Below are 19,983 nucleotides of genomic sequence, written 5' to 3' on the forward strand. Positions count from 1 at the left end.
TGGGGAAACAATTATTTTTTTGTTTAAAAAGTTTACCTTGTACAAAATAATTAGAAGTGGACAACTGATATTTTTAAAAAGGAGAGGGAATCATGCTAAAGAAATTGGGGTTTTTATTGTTTGCGCTGAGCCTATCGTTTTTCGTATTAATAGGCTGTAGTGCAGAAGAGACACAACAAGAAGAATTGGTTAATGAGCAGCAGAAGGAAACAACAGAGTCTGAGGATTCAACTGAAGAGGCAACGAATGAAGAAGAAGATGGCCTTGTTATTACTACGAGTTTTTCAATCCTAGGAGACATTATCGGTACGATTGTTGGAGATAGAGGAACGGTTGACTACATTGTTCCAATTGGTGAAGAGCCACACGAATATGAGCCAGTACCAAGTGATTTTCAAAAAGTAAGTGATTCAGATGTCTTTTATGTCAATGGACTTGGTTTAGAAGAGTGGATTGAGAAGTTGGTTGAAAGTGTTGGTGGCGATATTTCAATTGTATCAGTGAGCGAAGGAGTCACACCAATTATGCTTGAAGGTGGTGAGGAAGAAGATCCTCATGCATGGATGAGTGTAGAAAATGTAAAACTTTACGTTGAAAACGTAGTAGCCGATTTAATTGAACGTGATTCTGAAGGCGAAAGTACGTATCGTGAAAATGCAGATGCATATTTAGCAGAGTTAGAGGAATTAGATACTTTTATTAAAACGGAAGTAGAAGCGATTCCTGAAGAAAACCGAGTGATCGTTGTTAGTGAAGATGCTTTTAAATATTTTGGTGAAGCATATGGTTTCCAGACAGAAGGAGTATGGGAAATTAACTCTCATGAAGAAGGTACCCCTGGACAAATTTCACGTGTGATCGATGTCGTAAATGATCAAGGGATTCCAGCTATTTTCGTTGAAACAACAGTAGATCGCCGTTACATGGAGTCGGTATCAGGTGATACTGGAGTAGAAATAGCAGGTGAAGTGTATACGGATGCTGTTGGTCAAGACGGCAGTGGTGCGGAGACTTACATTTTAATGATGAAACATAATGTTGAAACGTTTGTAAATGGTTTGAAGTAATTGGTTTCTTGAAGAAAGTAGCTCAGATTGATCTGGGTTACTTTCTTTTTTTATGTTTGATTCTCATTTAAAAATCGATTAAAATGAATTAAACCGTAATAATTACGATTTGAAATTTGATTTTCTAGTTAGAAATGAGGAGAATAGTATGTTTGAGTGGACGATAATTGGTGGAGGTATTCAAGGATGTACACTTGCCACTTATTTAATTAAAAGAAAATGTACAACGATTTCTAATCTTGCAATCGTTGATCCACATGCTGAACCACTTTTTACTTGGAAAAGGTGTACGAAAACAGTTGAAATGCCTTTTTTAAGATCACCGTCTATCCATCACCTAGATGTTAACCCATTTTCCCTTGAGAAATTTGCAAAATCTGAAGGGCGGAATTGGTCTTCTCACTTTTATGGGCCATATGATCGGCCATCACTCGAGCTGTTTAACAAGCATTGTGATTCACTTTTTAATGATATCCAGTTACAAAAAAGTTGGATACAAGGAAGGGTAACGAAGCTAGAAAGAGGGAAACAATATTGGAAAATTACATTAAAGGACGGAAGACAATTAGAAAGTAAAAATGTTGTCTTAGCAATGGGATTAAGTGAACATCCGTTCATACCTAATTGGGCAAAAAAGTTGCAAGAACAGGGGGCAAATATTGACCATATTTATAATAGTAGTGGAAGTAATGATATGAAGTCGACAGGAGAAATGGTAATTGTAGGTGGAGGAATTAGTGCAATCCATACCGCATTAAAATGGAGTAAAAGACGACCTGGGAAGGTAAAGCTGCTTACAAGACATCCCCTTCGAACACATCAATTTGATTCCGATCCAGGGTGGCTTGGCCCAAAAAAGATGAAATCGTTCGAAAAGGTTACATGTCTTGAAAAGAGAAGAAAAATCATTACAAGTGCAAGATTTAGAGGATCCATTCCCAAAGAATTAAAAATGAAGATATTACGGGAGGAAAGAGAAGAACGTCTTGAATTGATTATTGATGAAGTGTCTACAGCATCATTTGAAAATGATGAAATGATATTAGATTTAAAGCAGACATCCATCAATACGAATCAAGTATTATTAGCAACAGGCTTTCATGCCACTCCTCCAGGTATAGAGTGGTTAAACCATACGATAGAAAAGGAAAACCTGCTTTGTGCAAATTGTGGGTATCCAATCGTTTCTGAAGACTCATTGCAGTGGGGAGATAACCTATACGTCATAGGAGCACTTGCAGAACTCGTAATTGGACCCGTTTCGCGAAATATTTCAGGAGCGAGAAGAGGGGCAGAGAGAATTGTACAGTTTCAATCATAGTTAAGAAATGAAATCAAATTTTTGTATGTGAAATGCCAATTAAATATAGTACAAACAACAGTTAGTATAAAGGAGGTTCTTAGAAAGTATTATTATACCTCCATCTATGTTGATATTTTTATAAAACCAAAGGAGGGGACGAATGCTAGGTCAATTATATCGTAAACTCGTTATCGATCATGCAAAGTATAAACGAAATTTCGGAAAACTAGAAGGGGAAGGAGTGCGTAAAGTTCATTATAAGAACCCAACCTGCGGAGATGTTATAACTCTTTATTTACATATTCAAGACGAGTTACTAACAAATGTTTCATTTGAAGGGGAGGGCTGCAGCATTAGTATGGCGTCTTCATCGATGATGACAGAGTTAATTCAAAATAAGGATATTAAAACCGTCTCCTCAATAAGGAGTGAGTTTGAACAGTTAATCCGTCAAGGTGAACAATCTGATGATCAAATTGACTTAGGTGATGCCTTATCATTGCAGGGGGTACATAAGCTAAAGGCCCGTCATAATTGTGCTTTGATGGCTTGGCAGGCGCTAGATAAAATCTTGCATGATGTTGATTCTTATAGAGGAATAAAGAAGTAAGTTAAAAGGAGAATGTAGTAATGAGTGTAATGGAACATAAAAAAGAAGCACCTAAACAAGTCAGGTGTAAGATTATAACTGTAAGCGATACTCGTACGAAAGACACAGATAAAAGTGGAATTTTGATTCAGGAATTTTTACTAAAACAAGGACATGTAATAGAAGATTATGAGATTGTAAGAGATGAAAAACAAGAGATTAATGACGCTCTTCAAAAAGGAATTCAAGCCTCAGAGGTTGATGCCATTCTATTGAATGGTGGAACGGGTATAGCGGATCGTGACGTGACAATTGAGACGGTAAAAGAATTGCTTGATAAAGAGATTGTTGGTTTTGGAGAGTTATTTAGAATGTTAAGTTATACAGAAGATATTGGAGCAGCAGCAATGTTGAGCCGGGCAATTGCTGGTGTGAGTAATCATACGGCAGTATTTGCCATGCCAGGATCAAGCGGTGCTGTAAAGCTAGCCATGAATAAATTAATCAGTTCAGAACTACCACATGTAATTAGAGAAATTAGAAAGGATTTGAAGTAGTAACGAATAATGGACAAAAAAACAGTAGATATTTTTATTTTAAGTGGCTTCTTAGGTAGTGGAAAAAGCACGTTGTTGAAAGAACTGATTCAATTAGAAAAAAAGAAAGGAAGACGCATTGGAGTAATAATGAATGAGTTAGGTGACATTAGTATTGATTCGGCTATCATTCCAAGTGATACTCCTCTAAAGGAAATGCTTAATGGATGCATTTGTTGTACGATTCAGGGAGAGTTGAGTTTACAATTGAATGTTCTTATTCAAGACCATGAGTTAGATGCTATTTACATTGAAGCAACAGGAGCTGCCCACCCCTTAGAGATAATCGATGCATGCACACATCCTATTTTAGCTAGCAAAGTAAATGTGAAAGCAGTAATAACCGTTGTGAATGCAAAACAATGGTATGAAAAGAAAATGAGTATTAAGCTCAAAAAGCTTTTGGTAGAACAAGTTAAGTATGCGGATGCCGTCCTTATAAATAAAAAGAACCAAGTAGATGAGCGTATGCTTTCTTTAATAAGAAAGAATATTGAGGAAATCAATAATCAAGCTATTATATCGACTGTTACGTTTGGAAAATGGGATCCTCTATTTTTGTATAAAAAGGATTCACATCTAGGAGTATTCAGTCAAACGCTTGACGGCACTCATAACTCACATGTTCATAATCATTTACATTTAAGAACGATATCATTTCCTGTTAATCAAACCATTGATCGAATTCAATTTTTGCATTGGTTAGAAAGAATGAAGGGACAACTGATTAGAGCAAAAGGATTTATTTATTTAAAGGAAAGTCCTGGTCTATTTTTATTTAACTATGCTTACGGTGATCCTGTTTTTGAGCGATATAAAATGGATAAGACTTATCATCCTGTACTTGTTTTTATTGGAGAAGACTTAGATCAAGCCGAAATTGAACAGGCGTTAAGAAAGTTATAAGAAAAATAGATTGATCTAAAAAAGACGACTCTTTATAAAATGTACCCTGTAGAGTAGACACTTTGAAAAAAGGACTACTTTATAGGGTTCTTTTTTTCGGAGTATATAAAGACATAAAGGTAGACCGTAAAAGGAACTTGTTATGAATATAAACCTTTGACAAACTGGAAGGAAGCGGATAAAATTGGTGATAATCGTAATCATTACTATTATATCGTTTATCTTGAAAGAGGTGCAATAAAGCAATGAAAAAAGAATATGATGTTGTCATCGTTGGTGCAGGACCGGCAGGAATAGGTGTTGCAACGGTTTTAAAACAGATGGGGTTATCTAATTATGTCATAGTTGAAAAGAATTCTGTCGGTAGTACTTTTACTAAATGGCCAAAAGAAATGCGACTACTTACTCCTTCTTTCCCTGGTCATGGGTTTGGCCTACTTGATTTAAATGCCATTGTCCCAGAGACTTCTCCGGGATTTACGTTTCAATCAGAGCATTTAAGCGGAGCAGAATATGCAGAGTATCTTAAAGCGGTTGCTAATCACTTTGAATTACCTATCGAATTAGGTATTGATGTAAAAGAAGTGAAGAAAACTTCAAACGGTTATCGTTTATACACAAACAAAGGGGGCATCAATTGTACATATATTGTTTGGGCAGGTGGAGAATTCCAGTATCCTAATTTACAACCATTTGAAGGCGGTGAACTATGTCTTCATAATAGTAAAGTTCACTCTTGGGAGGATTTAAAAGGAGATGAGTTTTTCATTATTGGTGGTTATGAAAGTGGAATCGATTCTGCTATACACCTTACCCATTTAGGCAAAGATGTAACAGTATTGGCTAGAGAAGAAACATGGGGAAATTATAGTCCCGACCCAAGCATTTCATTATCTCCTTTTACGTTTGATCGTTTAAAAGATATTTATGATTCCGATCAACTTGTCTTAAGAGGAAATGCAGAAGTGATCAAGGTTGAAGAAGAAGAAGGGGACTATCAAATTTATCTTTCTAATGGAGAAATCATTGAAAGCTCTACTCAGCCTATTTTGGCAACAGGTTTTAAAAATAGTCTCTCATTAATTCTAGAACACTTTTATTGGAATGAGGAAAACGAAATTGAGTTGAATGAAATAGACGAGTCAACGGTCTCAGAAGGTTTGTTTTTAGTTGGGCCACAGGTTCGTCATGAACCAATTATCTTTTGTTTTATTTATAAGTTTAGACAGCGATTTGCAGTTGTAGCAAAAGAGCTATGTGACCGGCTTGGAATTAAGGTAAGTGAAGAGTTGATTGAGTTCTACAGGAGTTCAAATATGTACTTAGATGACTTATCGTGCTGCGGAAATGAGTGCATTTGTTAAAACGATGATACAGTCAAACAAAGAAGAGTTAAATCAAGAACTATCTATTTTAGGTGTTTGGAGTATGTTCGGTTGCCTATTAATTATTCTTGCGATTTATGGCTTGCCTGTGTATGGAGCCTATGCCATTGCCACTTTTGTTGAACCAATTATTGAGACATACTTTATTCAACGAGTAGAAGGATGGTTTAGTCAAGCTCCATCTTTACTTGCAGAAATCGTAGTTGGCCCATTTGGTTTATTAACGTTAGGAACGTATTCATTTGTTTGGGCTTTCCCTGTTGTTGTCCTTATTAGTATTTCTATCGGGATAACAAATGATATCGGTCTGAAAAACCAAGTCACAGTTGCAGTAGATCCTTGGCTTAGAAAGATTGGTCTTGCCGGTAAAGATATCATTCCAGTTCTAACTGGATATGGATGCAATGTTGTAGCTGTTTATCAAAGTAAAGGATGTTCAGTTTGTTCAAGGAAACAGTGCCTGTCAATGATCTCCTTTAGTTCCGCATGCAGTTATCAAGTCGGCGCTGCTTTATCTTTATTCAGTGTGGCAGGAAAGCCGTGGATGTTTTTTCCATATGTTATTGCTTTAGCTGTTATAGGAATGATTCATACGAGGGTTTGGTACCCCAACAAGCATAAGCTTCAAAGTGACTACTCAATAAAAAACAAATCGTTTCACAAGGTTAGTCCTGTTGCTGTTTTAATAACTGTACATGAAACGATCAAACAATTCTTTTTTCAAGCTATGCCTATTTTTTTAGTAATTTGTGTGGTAGCTACTATTCTTCATAGTTATAAAATACTTGATTTTCTCTCTCAAAAGATCGGTCCTATATTCGCTTTGTTCTCTTTACCTCAAGAAGCAAGTCTAGGTATTCTTTTTTCTATTATTAGAAAGGATGGTATATTACTTTTTAATGAAGGGAATGGACAATTGCTTTTAAATTTAACTGGAATGGAATTGTTTATTCTTGTATATTTGGCATCGACATTGTCTTGTTGTCTTGTGACGCTCCTTGCTATTGGTAGGGATGCAGGAAAGTCTATTGCTATTCAAATTGCTATAAAGCAGGCCATAACATCCCTAGTCTCATCGTTACTTCTAGTGGTGATTTGGAAAGTGTTTTTTTGAGAATGAGAGAAATTTAAAATCGGAGAAAGTTAACAGAGGTTTGATATGGAAAACTATTCAAGCATGAAAGTAATAAATCCTGAGGGGAAAGATGGTGTAATTATTGATGAATGCAATGGTGTTTTAATAATATTATGGGAAGATCATAAGATAGAAGAGTGGTATAGTTGCACAGAGGTTACACAGATAGAAGAGTACTAGGTTATATAAAATAAATCGTAATGATAACTATTATTAATGATATCCTCTAATAAAAAAGGAGCTGAAGAAATGGCTACATGGAATTTGATGGAGACACAACATCACATTCTTATTTGCAATGGAAGTAGCTGCAATAAAGAAGGAGCAGAACAATTAACGCAGTCTATTAGAAACGAGATAAGTTCTAAAGGCTTAGATTCTATGATTCATACATCAAGAACGCTTTGTAATGGACGATGTCAAGATAAGTGTGTTCTGATTACTTATCCTGATGGGAAGTGGTATAAGGAAATGTCTAGTAAGGATGCTCCGCGATTTATTGAATCATTATTGACAGGGAGTTTGCTAGAAGACAAGGTTAGTCATGTATTTGATGGGAGAGGGTTTGAACGAACTAAAGGAACAGTGCTAGGTGTGGAAAAAAATGGGGACCTAGTTAAAAAGGTTTCGAAAAAATTATAGAAGAAAACAAATCATCATTTGTTGCAGTTATTTACTGTCAAAGGATTTGACAAGATGATGATTATGCTTGAAATTATTGAGAACTTAAAATTTTTTTCATTGCTAGTTATTTCGCTAATTTAAAAAAGAGGGGGTGTCTCAAAAGGTCAAAAACAGACCTTTTGAGACACCCCCCATCAAGTAATACGATATTTTATGCTTCTACATATTGAGGAAGCGGATCGTGAAGCTTAGTCCAATCGGAAGCCATCTCAACATCTGTTAATAAACAATGATCAAGGGAATCGCGAATTTCTTCATGGTTCATATCAATACCAATTAGGACTAGTTCGGTCATTCTATCCCCGAATTTTGGATCCCATTTTTCTTGCAGCTCAGGTTCTTCAAGGAGGGCTTGCTCTCTCTCTTCTTCAGGATAAGCTGCCACCCACTCTCCAGCACCTTGAATGGTAACTAAAGATCCTGACTGTGATATCAATCCAGCCATGGAGTTACGTGAAGCAACCCAAATGAACCCTTTTGCACGAACAATATCAACAGGCCAATTTTCCAGCCAGTTCATTAAGCGCTCTGGATGGAATGGTTTTCTACTTCGATAAACGAATGAGGAGACACCATACTCCTCTGTTTCTGGTGTATGTTCTTCATTTAATTCCTTAATCCATCCAGCAGATTGACTCACTGTATCAAAGTCAAATTTACCTGTATTTAAAATAGAAGATAATTCTACCTTAGAGTATGAAGTTGGAATAATATCAGCATCTGCATTTAATTTCCGCAAGAGCCCTAGTAACTCATTTTTATCTACTTCTTTTAACATTTCAACTTTATTAAGAATGATTACATCGGCAAACTCAATCTGATCAACTAGAAGGTCTGAAATTTCGCGAGTGTCATTTTCATCTGTCCCTTCTTTACGGTCAAGCAGCGATTCACCTGATGCATAATCATCCCAAAAGCGGTTCGCATCTACAACCGTCACCATTGTATCAAGCTCGCATTTTTTCGTTAAATCAATCCCTAGTTCTTCATCAATGTACGTAAATGTTTGAGCAACAGGGACAGGCTCACTAATTCCAGAAGATTCGATAACGATATAATCTATATCGCCCGCGTCAACAATTCGTTCTACCTCTTGCATAAGGTCTTCGCGTAGAGTACAGCAAATACAGCCGTTTTGAAGTTCTACTAGTTTTTCTTCTGTTCTGGAAAACCCATTATTTTTCACAAGCTTAGCATCAATATTCACTTCGCTCATGTCATTGACAATAACAGCAACTTTTAGCCCTTCGCGATTGGTTAGGATGTGGTTTAATAGTGTGGTTTTTCCCGAACCTAAATATCCACTTAATACAGTAACTGGAACCTTTTTCATTATATAAATTCTCCTTTTAAACATTTATTGTTAGTTATGGTTAAACAGATTAATTATTTGGATTAAATAGTAATTATTACGATTTGTATTTTATCGTTCTTTTGTTGCTTTGTAAATAGAAGACTTAATTTTTGTCGAATAATTTTTGTGTTAGTTTTTTAGGATTAAAGTATTTGCATTTGTTTGTTATTAAGAGACATCTATGCGTTTGTGTGTAAAATAAAATAACAAAGTTTATTAGGATTAAACTAGTTTGAAAGACAGAATTTTAAAAATCGTAAAAGAATATACTTGCTAAAAATTATAAGAAGTAGTTTAATAGACAATAAATACGAAAAGTTTACAATTTACTTTAAAAAAACAAAGGTGTATAACTACTAGTTATGCTTAAAAGGGAAGAACGGTGTAAATCCGTCACGGTCCCGCCACTGTAATGGGGAATTTCATTGTATAGAGTCACTGAATCAATCGGGAAGGCGCAATGAAATGAAGAACCTAAGTCAGGATACCTGCCTTTGTTTGAAGTGGCTTCAATACCTACGGGTCATGGGTAGAGAAGTGTGGAATAGATGCTACTTATTTTGTATGCTATTTTTTTCTGCACCTCTATTGATTATTGATAGAGGTGCATTTTTATTTGTTTAAAAGGAGGACTTAACTAGATTCATATTAAAATTCAACTGTAAACAAAGGTGTATAACTACTAGTTATGCTTAAAAGGGAAGAACGGTGTAAATCCGTCACGGTCCCGCCACTGTAATGGGGAGTTTCATTGTATAAAGTCACTGAGTGAATCGGGAAGACGCAATGAAATAATGAACCTAAGTCAGGAGACCTGCCTTTGTTTCGAATGGCTTCAATACCTACGGGTTATAGGTAGAGAAGTGTAGAATAAAGGCTACTTATTATGTATGTCATTTATCTCTGCACCTCTATCTATTGGTAGGGGTGCATTTTTAATTTTCTTAAAATGACTGTAGGAGGAATCGATTAATGACTACTTGGAATTTAACGGGTACAAAAAAGCATGTTTTGATTTGCAATGGATCTAGCTGCATGAGAAAGGAAGGGGAAGAAATTACTTTAGCCATTCGTGATGAGATAAAGAATCTGGAATTAGATCAACAAATTCATACATCGCGGACTCGGTGCAATGGTCGCTGTAAGGATGCGTGTGTGGTCATTGTTTACCCTGATGGAAACTGGTACTCCGCTAAGTCAACGGATATCGGGCGTTCGATTATAAGAAATCATCTTGACCCAGCAGTTGATCTAGAAGACTCGTTAATCTATGGCTTTGAAAATGATGAAATGATACGAGCGAATACATCAGCAAGAATTAAGGGCGTTTCTAAAGTGGAAAAAACAAACGTATAGGTTATTCTTGTCAACGAGTTTCTAAGGGGACTTTATCAAGGAGGTATGTAAAAATGCTTGGAAAATTACTTGTCATTGGTTTTGGACCTGGAAGTTTTGAACATATGACGAAAAGAGCACAAGAGGCGATCCAAGAGAGCGATTGTATTATTGGTTATAAAACGTATGTTGAATTAATTCAGCAACTATTAACAGATCAAGAGATCATTAGTACAGGAATGTCAGAAGAAGTAAGTCGAGCTCAAGCAGCGGTTCGACTTGCTGAAGAAGGAAAAAAGGTTGCAGTCATTTCAAGTGGGGATGCAGGAGTATATGGTATGGCTGGACTTGTTTATGAAGTATTAATAGAAAAAGGTTGGACGGAAGATTCGGGAGTCGGTGTGGAGGTTATTCCAGGTATATCAGCAATTAATTCATGTGCTTCACTACTTGGGGCACCTGTTATGCATGATGCCTGTACGATAAGTTTAAGTGATCACTTAACCCCATGGGAGCTGATTGAGAAGCGAATTGAAGCAGCTGCGCAGGCTGATTTTGTAATTAGTTTATATAATCCAAAAAGTGGTCGAAGGACGAGGCAGATTGTGGAGGCTCAAAGAATAATGCTTGAATATCGATCACCGAAAACTCCAGTTGGTCTTGTGAAAAGTGCTTATCGTGATAGAGAAGATATTGTTATTACGAACCTTGAAAATATGTTGAACTACGATATCGGAATGCTTACAACAGTTGTTATTGGAAATTCCTCCACTTTTCTTTATGACAACAAAATGATTACACCAAGGGGATATCAACGAAAGTATACGTTGAATACAACGGAACAACGGCTGAGGCCACATGAGCGTTTACGACATGAAAATGAACCTTGGGCACTGCACCAAGGCAAAAACGATATGGAAATTGCGAAGGTGGAAGCAAGTGCTACTGCAGAGGAAGAAGTTATTCCTAAGGCTTCCTCATTAGAACTTGCTTTAGAGGCTCTTAGTATTGTGAAAGATGGGCCTACTGAAATAAAAGGAACGAAGACTGTAGATAATCCTGTTGTTTCTATTTTTGAATTAGCAGTGAGTCCGGGTGTTGTGAATAAGCAATTTACCGCAAAACAAATGTTGACTCTTGCGGAAGTGGTTGGAGATGGAACGATGGAGTATACGACGCACCATCAAATTCACCTTCGAATTCCAACAACTAGTCCAGAAAACATTACTGAAAAGTTAAAAAGCTCTGGATTTATTCTTGAACCTCTTGGTGATGTCTCACAGGTAAAAGCATGTGATTTTTGTGAAGGCGAGAAAAAAGATTCCATTCCTTATGCAGAAGAGTTGCATCAAAAGTTAAGTGGTCTTGAACTACCGAAAGAGTTAAAAGTTGGATTTAATGGTTGCGGAATGGCTTGTTATGGTGCGGTAAAGGAAGATATTGGTATTGTGTTTCGGAAAGGGAAATTTGATTTGTTTTTAGGAGCTAAAACAGTTGGAAGAACAGCCCATGCTGGTCAGCCAGTCGCAGAGGGCATTGAGCCAGATCAAATTGTTGAGCTCGTTGAAAAAATTGTCCATGAATATAAAGAGAAAGGCCATCCAAATGAACGATTTTTTAAGTACTTTAAACGAGTAGGAAATATTCAAGGTTATACATACAAAGATATGACACCAAAGATTGAAATCGAACCCGCTCCTTGTGGAGACTAAACGACGATAAGGGAGAGTTATATGAAAGCTGTTTTATTAGTAGGGCACGGAAGTAGAGACCATGAAGGAAATGAGCAAGTAAGACATATGATTAAAGAATTATCTTCCCAGTTAGATTCTTCCCTGTTGGTTGAAACTTGTTTTTTGGAATTTGAGAAGCCAACGATTGAACAGGGGATTCAAACATGTGTAGAAAAGGGGGCGGCAAGCGTTTATGTTATTCCTCTTATGCTGCTAGCTGCTGGCCATTCAAAAATTCATATCCCAGCAGCGATTGACGAAGCGAAAAAGAAATACCCTCATGTTCAATTTACATATGGGAGGCCATTTGGAATCCATGAGGAAACGATGGAAATTTGCAAAAGTCGTTTAGAAGATGTGGGAGAAAATTTAATTGAGCCAGGCTATGATACAGCTGTTCTTTTGTTAGGTCGTGGCGGTAGTGACCCTGATGCAAATAGTGATCTTTATAAAATTACGCGTTTATTGTGGGAAAAGCTAAATTATCAGCTAGTGGAACCAGCTTTTATGGGGGTAACGGATCCATTAATTAAAAAAGGGGTAGAACGCTGTATTAAACTTGGTGCAAAGAAGATTGTCATTTTACCGTACTTTTTATTTACGGGTATCTTAATTAAGCGCCTTGAAACAATGATTGGTGATTTTGAACTAGAGAATCCCGGAATTGAATTCAAGCTAGCAGGTTACTTTGGATTCCATACCAGGTTACAAACGATTATTAAGGATCGAATTGAGGAAGCTTTACAAGGTGACGTAAAGATGAATTGTGATGTATGTCAATACCGTATTGCGGCAATGGAACATATTGACCATCATCATCACCATGACCACGATCACGAACATCACCACCATGAGGTTCAAAAGCTATGATTCTATTTTTAGCAGGAACAAGTGATGCTAGAGATTTAGCTATTACATTGAAGATAGAGGGATACAGACTGCTGACAACTGTTGTCACGGAAAATGCTGCGAATGAATTGCGTAAGGCGGGACTTGATGTATATGTAGGACGGTTAACAAGTGAAGACTTTGTCCGAGTCATTAAAGAACAGCGTTTTCAGTCGATTGTTGACGCGAGTCATCCATTTGCAGAAGAGGCTAGTAAAAATGCATTAACAGCAGCAAAGGAAGTTGGTATCTCATATATTCGATACGAACGTGAATCACAGACTCATGTAGGAAAAGGAATCACGTTCGTTGATAGTTACGCTCTCGCAGCAGATAAGGCATTTGAAAAAAAAGGCGTGATCATGCTTACGACCGGAAGCAAAACACTTCAGGTCTTTACTGAGAAACTACTCGATCAGCCAGATATCAGGGTCATTGCGCGGATGCTTCCGAGGAAAGACAACATGGAAAAATGCGAGCAGTTAGGCTTTCCGCAAAGAGACATCGTAGCCATACAAGGTCCTTTTACAAAGGAGTTTAACAAGGCCCTTTACAATCAATACGGTGTGACAACGATGATTACGAAGGAAAGTGGAAAAGTAGGGTCTGTTGATGAAAAGGTAGAAGCGGCAATAGAGCTTGGCATTGAGACGATTATGATTAAGAGGCCGAAAATAAACTATGAAAATCAGTATTCAAGCTTTTCGGATATATTGGCACATATAAATGAAGTTGTTATTACAAGTCAAACTAATAATAGATAGATGGAGGCGTTAGGATGGATTTTCGCACAGATTTTAAACCTTTAACGGTACAACCTCAGGAAATTGAGGGGAAAAGTTTTAACATGATTGATGAAGAGTTTGGTGACCATGACTTTACACAAGAACAATACAAAGTAGTGCAACGAGTGGTTCATGCATCGGCTGATTTTGAATTAGGTCATAGTATGTTGTTTCATGATAAAGCAATACAAGCAGGGATTGAAGCGATTCGTAACGGCGAACAAGTTTATGCTGACGTACAAATGATCTTAAGTGGAGTTAGCAAAGGAAGAATTGAGAATCATGGTGGAAGTGTCAATGTCTATATCTCTGATCCCGATGTGATGGAAGAGGCGAAACGTTTAAACACGACTCGAGCAATTATTTCAGTAAGGAAAGCCATTCAACAATTTGAAGGTGGGATATTTGCAATTGGGAATGCACCTACAGCTTTACTAGAATTGATTCGTTTAATTAAAGAAGGGTTAGCGAAGCCAAGTTTAGTTATTGGGCTTCCGGTTGGATTTGTATCCGCTCCTGAATCAAAGGAAGAATTAGCCAAGTTAGATGTGCCATTCATCACAAATGTCGGAAGAAAAGGCGGTAGTACGATTACAGTTGCAGCACTAAATGCAATTTCACTCTTGGCTGAAAAGGCATAAAAGATGAACACGAAAGCAAAAAAGAAAGACAAAAAAGAGATGCGCTCAGGCTATACAACGGGCGCATGTGCAACGGCAACAACGAAAGCAGCACTTGTCGCGCTGATTACTGGTGAAGAGCAAGTAGGTGCAACGATTTTCTTACCGGTTGGGAAATTTGCCACGTTTGAAATGGATAGTTGTATTGTAGGGTCTGGTTTTGCAGAAGCTGGAACAATAAAAGATGGTGGAGACGATCCGGATGCCACTCACGGTGCATTAATTAAAGCCAGGGTAAGCTGGTCTGAAAAACCTGGAATCACACTGGATGGCGGAGTTGGCGTTGGTCGTGTAACAAAGGAGGGGCTTCCGGTACCAGTTGGGGAAGCGGCCATCAATCCAGTACCCAGAAAAATGATTCATGAGACGGCTAAAGAAGTACTTCTTGCATATGGGGTTCAACAAGGCATTACCATTATGATTTCTGTTCCTGAGGGAGAAAAGCTAGCAGAAAAAACACTTAATAAGCGGCTTGGAATTATTGGTGGAATCTCCATTCTTGGGACAAGGGGAACTGTAATCCCTTTTTCTAGTTCTGCTTACATGGCGAGTATTGTTCAAGCGATTAGTGTTGCAAGGTCCAGCGGTTGTGATCACGTCGTCATCTCAACAGGTGGACGAAGTGAAAAATACGGAATTCAGCAATACCCTGAACTTCCTGAAGAGGCATTTATTGAGATGGGCGATTTTGTTGGGTTTACGTTAAAGCAATGCAAGAAACAAGGTGTGGAAAAAGTATCTTTAGTTGGTATGATGGGGAAGTTTTCGAAAGTAGCACAAGGTGTGATGATGGTTCATTCGAAAAGTGCTCCAGTTGATTTCAATTTCTTAGCCGATGTGGCACGTGATGCAGGTGTAACGGATCCACAATTGCTAGAAAAGGTCATTAATGCCAACACAGCTTCGCAAGTAGGCGATCTAATACTTGAGCATGGTTATAAAGAGTTTTTTGCGATTCTATGTGATTATTGCTGTACAGCTGGATTAAAAGAAGTTGGCGGAGGAATCTTGATTGAAACAAGTCTGTACTCAATGAAGGGTGTGTTTCTTGGAAAGGCAGGTAGAGATGACAGAAAAGATTAAGGTAATTGGTATAGGTGATGAGGGGAAGAAAAGCCTTCTTCCTATTTATGAACAATGGATTTATGAAAGTGAAGTATTAGTAGGGGGAGAAAGGCAATTATCTTTCTTCCCGGATTATTTAGGTGAGAAAAAAGTCATTAAAGGTCGTTTATCTGACCTTGTTACCTTCTTAAAGGAAGAAACAAAAAAAGTCGTGGTCTTAGCCTCGGGTGACCCTTTGTTCTATGGAATTGGAAGCTATATGGCTAAGAAGTTAAATGTTGAAATTTATCCTTATCTTAGTTCGATTCAACTCGCTTTTAGTAGAATGAATGAACGCTGGCAGGATGCTTATGTGACAAGCGTTCATGGAAGAAGCATGAACGGACTTGCTCAACGAATTAATGGTCGTGAAAAAGTAGCGCTTTTAACGGATGAAAAGAATCATCCTGCTACAATTGCTCGTTATTTACGTTCATTTGGTATGACTGAATACCGAGCATTTGTTGCTGAAAATCTTGGGAGTGAAACAGAACGTTGCGGTTTTTATGAGCTGGAGGAAATGGAGACAAAGGAGTTTTCATCACTGAACGTTGTCATTCTTCAAAAGAAAGCAGAAGTAAAAACGTGGAACATGGGAATTGATGATAACGAATTTTATCAAAGAAAACCAGAAAAAGGACTACTGACAAAAAAAGAAATCAGGACGTTAAGCTTAATGGCTTTAAACATCAGCGAAACTGATACGGTTTGGGACATTGGTACGTGCACAGGCTCTGTAGCGATTGAAGCCTGTTTAATTGCAAAAGAAGGTCAAGTGTTTGCGATTGAAAAAAATGAGCAAGATTTAGAAAATTGTCAACGAAATCAGGTGAAATTCCGAACGGATTTTGAAGTGGTCCAAGGAAAAGCTCCTGAGAAATTAGAGACGTTCCCAGACCCTGATGCAATCTTTATTGGAGGAACGGCTGGGAGTATGGACGATATTTTAGCAACGTGTTGTTCGCGTTTGAAAAAGGGTGGAAGAATCGTTTTAAATGCTGTGACCATTGAAAATTTAATGCAAGCAGTTGAAGGGTTTAAATACAATGGGTTTGATACAACGATTACCCTTGCTCAAATTTCAAGAAGCAAACCAATTTTAAATCTTACGCGGTTTGATGCCTTAAATCCTATCTATATCATTACAGCAAAGCATAAGGAAGGGGAATCATGATGGTCGGTACATTATTTGGTTTAGGAGTAGGACCTGGAGATCCAGAGCTTTTGACAATAAAAGCTTTTCGAAAGCTGAAAGAAGCGGATGTGATCGCCTACCCGAAAAAACGAAAAGGCAGCAAAAGCTATGCTCATCGTATTATTGATGTATACATAACACCAGGGGAAAAAAAGATGTTAGGACTTGTGTTCCCGATGACAAAAGATCCAGTTATTTTAGAGCGTGAATGGTCTAATACCGTTGAGCAACTTTGGGAGTATTTGAAATTGGGGAAAGATGTTGCATTTGTGACTGAAGGTGATCCGCTTATCTATAGTACTTTTATTCATTTGATGAATCTCATGAAAGAACGACATCCAGGTGTGCAAATCAGCACAGTCCCTGGTATCTCGTCGATAAATGGTGCTGCTTCACGACTTGGCATTCCACTTGCAGAAGGGGATGAGCATATTGCAATCATCCCAGCGAGAGATGATTATGAAGCTATGAAAAAAGCAATTGTTGATAATGAATGTGTCGTCTTTATTAAAGTAGCAAAAGTGATGGATTTGATGCTTGAGGTGTTACGTGAACTGGATCTACTCGATAAAGCTTCGGTCGTAACAAAAGTGACGTCTGATGAAGAAGTTGTTTGGGATATGGATGAATTAGAAAGAGCAGAGCTTGAATACTTAACGTTAATGGTGGTGAGAAAATAATGAATATTACAATTATTGGCGCGGGGCCTGGAGATCCAGACCTTATAACAGTAAAAGGCTTGAAATTATTACAAGAAGCAGATGTTGTCCTATATGCCGATTCACTAGTTAGTGAGGAATTAATGGAACGAGCAAAGTCTGATGCTGAGATTATTAAAACGGCTGGAATGCACCTTGAAGAAATGGTTCAAGTAATGGTGGAGCGTGCAAGTGCTGGCAAGAAGGTTGTTCGAGTTCATACGGGTGATCCCGCTGTTTACGGAGCGATTATGGAACAAATTGCCCTATTAAATAAAAAAGATGTGTGTGTAGATATTATCCCAGGTGTTAGTTCGGTGTTTGCTTCTGCCGCTGCATTAGGTGCTGAGTTGACCATCCCTGATTTAACTCAAACGGTGATCTTAACTCGTGCTGAAGGGCGTACACCTGTACCTGAAAGAGAGAAATTAAGAGATTTAGCAAAACATCATTGTACCGTCGCTTTATTTTTAAGTGCAACTTTAACGAAGAAAATTGTGAAAGAATTTTTGGCTGCAGGCTGGAGCAAGGACACTCCAGTCGGGGTTGTGTATAAGGCCACGTGGCCAGATCAAAAAGTCGTACGTTCGACACTTGAGAACTTGGATGAAGATATGCGAGCAAATGGAATTCGAAAGCAAGCGATGATTCTAGCAGGTTGGGCACTAGATAAAGATATTCATCATAAAGAATTTAAGTCCAAGCTGTATGACAAAGAATTTACACACGGATATAGAAAAGGAGTGAAATAATGACACTCGTTTTATCTGAAGGAAAACAAGTTACCCTTAAGCAAAATGGAACATATGCGATCGTAGCAATTACGAAGCATGGTGTGGAGCTTGCTCGAACTTTACATGCTAATTTTCAGCAAGCGGATTTATTTTATATGAATAAATTCGAAAGAGGAGATGAGAAGCACCGCAGTATTTCCCTTTTTGAAGGGAATGTGCGACTTCTTTTGCCATCCCTTTTTCAGGCATACAAAGGCATTATTATGATCGTTTCATTAGGTGCGGTGGTTCGAATGATTGCCCCTCTTTTAAAAGACAAAAAAACCGATCCTGCTGTTGTTGTTATTGATGATAAAGGAGAGCACGTAATTAGCGTGTTATCTGGACATTTAGGTGGAGCGAATGAATTAACAAAGGAAGTAGCTGAGTTACTTGGTGCCACACCAGTAATAACAACCGCTTCGGATGTTCAAAAAACGATCGCTGTTGATTTATTTGGAAGTCGATTTGGTTGGGTTTGGGAATCGGGAGAAAAGTTGACTCCGGTCAGTGCATCAGTCGTTAATGAAGAACAAGTGGCTGTTGTTCAGGAGTCTGGGGAAAAAGATTGGTGGAATTACGATCGACCTCTCCCGGAAACGATCAAAGTTTATGAAACAATTGAAGAAGCATTACGTGCGAAACCAAACGCAGCTCTAGTTGTGACCCATAGAATCTTGGATAATAATGAAAAAAAAATATTAGCTAATGGGGTACTTTATCGTCCAAAGGTCATCGTTATCGGGATGGGGTGTAACAGAGGAACGTCAATGGAGGAGATTGATCAGGTTATTCAAGAAACGCTAGATGAAATGAATTTTTCATTGAAAAGCGTAAAAGCCATTTGTTCGATTGACTTAAAAAAGGATGAAGAAGGGTTACTTGCAGTTTCACAAAAATACAATTGGGACTTTACATGTTATTCAGCGGAAGAACTAAATCGTGTGCAAATCGAAGATCCATCAGAGACGGTGTATAAATTTACTGGAGCTTATGGTGTGAGTGAACCCGCTGCTCGTTTATATAGTGGTACACAGTCACTGGCTCTCACTAAGAAGAAATCAGGGAATGTAACGATATCAATTGCTGTTATTCCTTATTAGAAAGTTGGAGTTAGTTAGAGAAAATTGAAATAGTTTTTTTAAATAAAAATGGTTCAATACTGAAAGAGGTGTAAGAAATGAACGCATTTGATTTACTACGATCAAGGCGAGCTATTCGTAACTATGAAAATAAAGAAGTAGAGCGAGAGAAAATAGAGAAATTACTTGAAGTGGCTACATTAGCACCAAATGACCGAATGCGCGAACCATGGAGCTTCTTTGTTATCCAAGGTGAGGCGAAAAATAGATATGAACAACTAGCATATGAATATTTACAGGAGCGCTTTCCAACGAAACCTCATTTAGTAGAAAGTTCAATTAAAGTTGTGAAACAAACACCCGTTATAATAGCTGTAACCTCTGACATCCTTCCGAAAGAAGCAGATTCAAAAGATAATGAATATGCGGTATGTTGTGCCATTCATTCAATGTGGCTAGCTTCACAAGAATTAAATCTTGGTTTTGTCTGGAGAACGAGAGGAGTTGGTCTCGTTCATGATAGCCGTTTGCATGAGTTTATTGGTGCACCTGAAAATAAGAAATTGATTGGAATGGTCTTTATAGGTTACCCGGATCAGAAAGGGTTAGAAGAAGAAAAGGATAAAAAACGTACACCTTTTAAAGAAAAAACAGTATGGCTGTAACGAAATAGTGATCAGGTAAGGTATTT

The 19,983-nt window shown here is 37.8% G+C and carries 20 protein-coding genes and 2 riboswitches; of the genes, 19 read left to right on the forward strand and 1 reads right to left on the reverse strand.

What is annotated here, in order from left to right:
• The first annotated feature begins 92 nt into the window (after positions 1–92).
• From AC1FXP_RS08005 to AC1FXP_RS08040, 8 genes are all read left to right on the forward strand, one after another.
• Positions 93–1,067 (forward strand): metal ABC transporter substrate-binding protein, encoded by a 975-nt coding sequence (locus tag AC1FXP_RS08005; protein ID WP_480060105.1) that lies wholly within the window; start codon positions 93–95, stop codon positions 1,065–1,067.
• A gap of 148 nt (positions 1,068–1,215) precedes the next feature.
• On the forward strand, positions 1,216–2,388 hold the full coding sequence (locus AC1FXP_RS08010) for an FAD/NAD(P)-binding protein (RefSeq protein ID WP_480060107.1): 1,173 nt from the start codon (positions 1,216–1,218) through the stop codon (positions 2,386–2,388).
• 142 nt (positions 2,389–2,530) lie between these two features.
• Positions 2,531–2,980 (forward strand): Fe-S cluster assembly sulfur transfer protein SufU, encoded by a 450-nt coding sequence (sufU, locus tag AC1FXP_RS08015; protein WP_480060109.1) that lies wholly within the window; start codon positions 2,531–2,533, stop codon positions 2,978–2,980.
• 20 nt (positions 2,981–3,000) lie between these two features.
• Entirely contained in the window at positions 3,001–3,516 is a 516-nt protein-coding gene (locus AC1FXP_RS08020; protein ID WP_480060111.1) for a MogA/MoaB family molybdenum cofactor biosynthesis protein, read from the forward strand.
• Between the two features lie 9 nt (positions 3,517–3,525).
• Positions 3,526–4,461 carry a CobW family GTP-binding protein gene (locus tag AC1FXP_RS08025; protein ID WP_480060113.1) on the forward strand — a complete coding sequence of 312 codons (936 nt, stop codon included), beginning with the start codon at positions 3,526–3,528 and terminating at the stop codon, positions 4,459–4,461.
• Between the two features lie 245 nt (positions 4,462–4,706).
• The gene (locus AC1FXP_RS08030; RefSeq protein WP_480060115.1) at positions 4,707–5,825 is read left to right on the forward strand and encodes an NAD(P)/FAD-dependent oxidoreductase; all 1,119 of its coding nucleotides are present in this window, start codon (positions 4,707–4,709) and stop codon (positions 5,823–5,825) included.
• On the forward strand, positions 5,788–6,960 hold the full coding sequence (locus tag AC1FXP_RS08035) for a nucleoside recognition domain-containing protein (RefSeq protein WP_480060117.1): 1,173 nt from the start codon (positions 5,788–5,790) through the stop codon (positions 6,958–6,960). The genes AC1FXP_RS08030 and AC1FXP_RS08035 overlap by 38 nt, the downstream gene beginning before the upstream one ends.
• Before the next feature lie 270 nt (positions 6,961–7,230).
• Positions 7,231–7,623, forward strand: a complete 393-nt coding sequence (locus tag AC1FXP_RS08040; RefSeq protein WP_480060119.1) for a (2Fe-2S) ferredoxin domain-containing protein — start codon at positions 7,231–7,233, stop codon at positions 7,621–7,623.
• Positions 7,624–7,816: 193 nt separating this feature from the next.
• Here AC1FXP_RS08040 and AC1FXP_RS08045 read toward each other — a convergent pair whose 3' ends face one another.
• Positions 7,817–8,998, reverse strand: a complete 1,182-nt coding sequence (locus AC1FXP_RS08045; RefSeq protein ID WP_480060121.1) for a GTP-binding protein — start codon at positions 8,996–8,998, stop codon at positions 7,817–7,819.
• A 347-nt stretch (positions 8,999–9,345) separates the two neighbouring features.
• A riboswitch (cobalamin riboswitch) is annotated at positions 9,346–9,529 on the forward strand.
• Between the two features lie 142 nt (positions 9,530–9,671).
• A riboswitch (cobalamin riboswitch) is annotated at positions 9,672–9,855 on the forward strand.
• Between the two features lie 136 nt (positions 9,856–9,991).
• On the opposite strand from AC1FXP_RS08045, the gene AC1FXP_RS08050 reads away from it, so the two are divergent.
• The 11 genes from AC1FXP_RS08050 (at position 9,992) to AC1FXP_RS08100 (ending at position 19,957) form a co-directional block, all read left to right on the forward strand.
• Entirely contained in the window at positions 9,992–10,375 is a 384-nt protein-coding gene (locus AC1FXP_RS08050) for a (2Fe-2S) ferredoxin domain-containing protein (protein ID WP_480060123.1), read from the forward strand.
• 53 nt (positions 10,376–10,428) lie between these two features.
• Entirely contained in the window at positions 10,429–12,066 is a 1,638-nt protein-coding gene (gene cobJ / locus AC1FXP_RS08055) for a precorrin-3B C(17)-methyltransferase (RefSeq protein WP_480060125.1), read from the forward strand.
• A 21-nt stretch (positions 12,067–12,087) separates the two neighbouring features.
• The gene (locus AC1FXP_RS08060) at positions 12,088–12,957 is read left to right on the forward strand and encodes a sirohydrochlorin chelatase (RefSeq protein WP_480060127.1); all 870 of its coding nucleotides are present in this window, start codon (positions 12,088–12,090) and stop codon (positions 12,955–12,957) included.
• Positions 12,954–13,739, forward strand: a complete 786-nt coding sequence (gene cobK / locus AC1FXP_RS08065; RefSeq protein WP_480060129.1) for a precorrin-6A reductase — start codon at positions 12,954–12,956, stop codon at positions 13,737–13,739. Before AC1FXP_RS08060 ends, cobK begins: the two co-directional genes overlap by 4 nt.
• Before the next feature lie 14 nt (positions 13,740–13,753).
• Positions 13,754–14,401, forward strand: coding sequence for a precorrin-8X methylmutase (locus AC1FXP_RS08070; RefSeq protein WP_480060131.1), 648 nt, complete (start codon positions 13,754–13,756; stop codon positions 14,399–14,401).
• A 3-nt stretch (positions 14,402–14,404) separates the two neighbouring features.
• Positions 14,405–15,523 carry a cobalt-precorrin-5B (C(1))-methyltransferase gene (locus AC1FXP_RS08075; RefSeq protein ID WP_480060133.1) on the forward strand — a complete coding sequence of 373 codons (1,119 nt, stop codon included), beginning with the start codon at positions 14,405–14,407 and terminating at the stop codon, positions 15,521–15,523.
• On the forward strand, positions 15,507–16,718 hold the full coding sequence (gene cbiE / locus AC1FXP_RS08080; protein WP_480060256.1) for a precorrin-6y C5,15-methyltransferase (decarboxylating) subunit CbiE: 1,212 nt from the start codon (positions 15,507–15,509) through the stop codon (positions 16,716–16,718). The genes AC1FXP_RS08075 and cbiE overlap by 17 nt, the downstream gene beginning before the upstream one ends.
• Positions 16,718–17,419, forward strand: a complete 702-nt coding sequence (cobI, locus tag AC1FXP_RS08085) for a precorrin-2 C(20)-methyltransferase (protein WP_480060258.1) — start codon at positions 16,718–16,720, stop codon at positions 17,417–17,419. The genes cbiE and cobI overlap by 1 nt, the downstream gene beginning before the upstream one ends.
• Positions 17,419–18,189, forward strand: coding sequence for a precorrin-4 C(11)-methyltransferase (gene cobM, locus AC1FXP_RS08090; protein ID WP_480060135.1), 771 nt, complete (start codon positions 17,419–17,421; stop codon positions 18,187–18,189). Before cobI ends, cobM begins: the two co-directional genes overlap by 1 nt.
• The gene (locus AC1FXP_RS08095) at positions 18,189–19,313 is read left to right on the forward strand and encodes a cobalt-precorrin 5A hydrolase (RefSeq protein ID WP_480060137.1); all 1,125 of its coding nucleotides are present in this window, start codon (positions 18,189–18,191) and stop codon (positions 19,311–19,313) included. The genes cobM and AC1FXP_RS08095 overlap by 1 nt, the downstream gene beginning before the upstream one ends.
• A 77-nt stretch (positions 19,314–19,390) precedes the next feature.
• Entirely contained in the window at positions 19,391–19,957 is a 567-nt protein-coding gene (locus AC1FXP_RS08100) for a nitroreductase family protein (protein ID WP_480060139.1), read from the forward strand.
• The last annotated feature ends 26 nt before the right edge of the window (positions 19,958–19,983 follow it).

Source organism: Halalkalibacter sp. HAAS-P013 (genome assembly GCF_056619925.1).

Excerpts from the sequence above, each read along its gene's own strand:
- AC1FXP_RS08025 (WP_480060113.1), top strand. The coding sequence starts at position 3,526 with ATGGACAAAAAAACAGTAGATATTTTTATTTTAAGTGGCTTCTTAGGT.
- cbiE (WP_480060256.1), top strand. The coding sequence starts at position 15,507 with ATGACAGAAAAGATTAAGGTAATTGGTATAGGTGATGAGGGGAAGAAA.
- AC1FXP_RS08040 (WP_480060119.1), top strand. The coding sequence starts at position 7,231 with ATGGCTACATGGAATTTGATGGAGACACAACATCACATTCTTATTTGC.
- AC1FXP_RS08045 (WP_480060121.1), bottom strand. The coding sequence starts at position 8,998 with ATGAAAAAGGTTCCAGTTACTGTATTAAGTGGATATTTAGGTTCGGGA.
- AC1FXP_RS08010 (WP_480060107.1), top strand. The coding sequence starts at position 1,216 with ATGTTTGAGTGGACGATAATTGGTGGAGGTATTCAAGGATGTACACTT.
- cobM (WP_480060135.1), top strand. The coding sequence starts at position 17,419 with ATGAATATTACAATTATTGGCGCGGGGCCTGGAGATCCAGACCTTATA.
- cobK (WP_480060129.1), top strand. The coding sequence starts at position 12,954 with ATGATTCTATTTTTAGCAGGAACAAGTGATGCTAGAGATTTAGCTATT.
- cobJ (WP_480060125.1), top strand. The coding sequence starts at position 10,429 with ATGCTTGGAAAATTACTTGTCATTGGTTTTGGACCTGGAAGTTTTGAA.
- AC1FXP_RS08035 (WP_480060117.1), top strand. The coding sequence starts at position 5,788 with ATGACTTATCGTGCTGCGGAAATGAGTGCATTTGTTAAAACGATGATA.
- sufU (WP_480060109.1), top strand. The coding sequence starts at position 2,531 with ATGCTAGGTCAATTATATCGTAAACTCGTTATCGATCATGCAAAGTAT.
- AC1FXP_RS08070 (WP_480060131.1), top strand. The coding sequence starts at position 13,754 with ATGGATTTTCGCACAGATTTTAAACCTTTAACGGTACAACCTCAGGAA.
- AC1FXP_RS08030 (WP_480060115.1), top strand. The coding sequence starts at position 4,707 with ATGAAAAAAGAATATGATGTTGTCATCGTTGGTGCAGGACCGGCAGGA.
- AC1FXP_RS08050 (WP_480060123.1), top strand. The coding sequence starts at position 9,992 with ATGACTACTTGGAATTTAACGGGTACAAAAAAGCATGTTTTGATTTGC.
- AC1FXP_RS08095 (WP_480060137.1), top strand. The coding sequence starts at position 18,189 with ATGACACTCGTTTTATCTGAAGGAAAACAAGTTACCCTTAAGCAAAAT.
- AC1FXP_RS08005 (WP_480060105.1), top strand. The coding sequence starts at position 93 with ATGCTAAAGAAATTGGGGTTTTTATTGTTTGCGCTGAGCCTATCGTTT.
- AC1FXP_RS08020 (WP_480060111.1), top strand. The coding sequence starts at position 3,001 with ATGAGTGTAATGGAACATAAAAAAGAAGCACCTAAACAAGTCAGGTGT.
- AC1FXP_RS08060 (WP_480060127.1), top strand. The coding sequence starts at position 12,088 with ATGAAAGCTGTTTTATTAGTAGGGCACGGAAGTAGAGACCATGAAGGA.
- AC1FXP_RS08075 (WP_480060133.1), top strand. The coding sequence starts at position 14,405 with ATGAACACGAAAGCAAAAAAGAAAGACAAAAAAGAGATGCGCTCAGGC.
- AC1FXP_RS08100 (WP_480060139.1), top strand. The coding sequence starts at position 19,391 with ATGAACGCATTTGATTTACTACGATCAAGGCGAGCTATTCGTAACTAT.
- cobI (WP_480060258.1), top strand. The coding sequence starts at position 16,718 with ATGGTCGGTACATTATTTGGTTTAGGAGTAGGACCTGGAGATCCAGAG.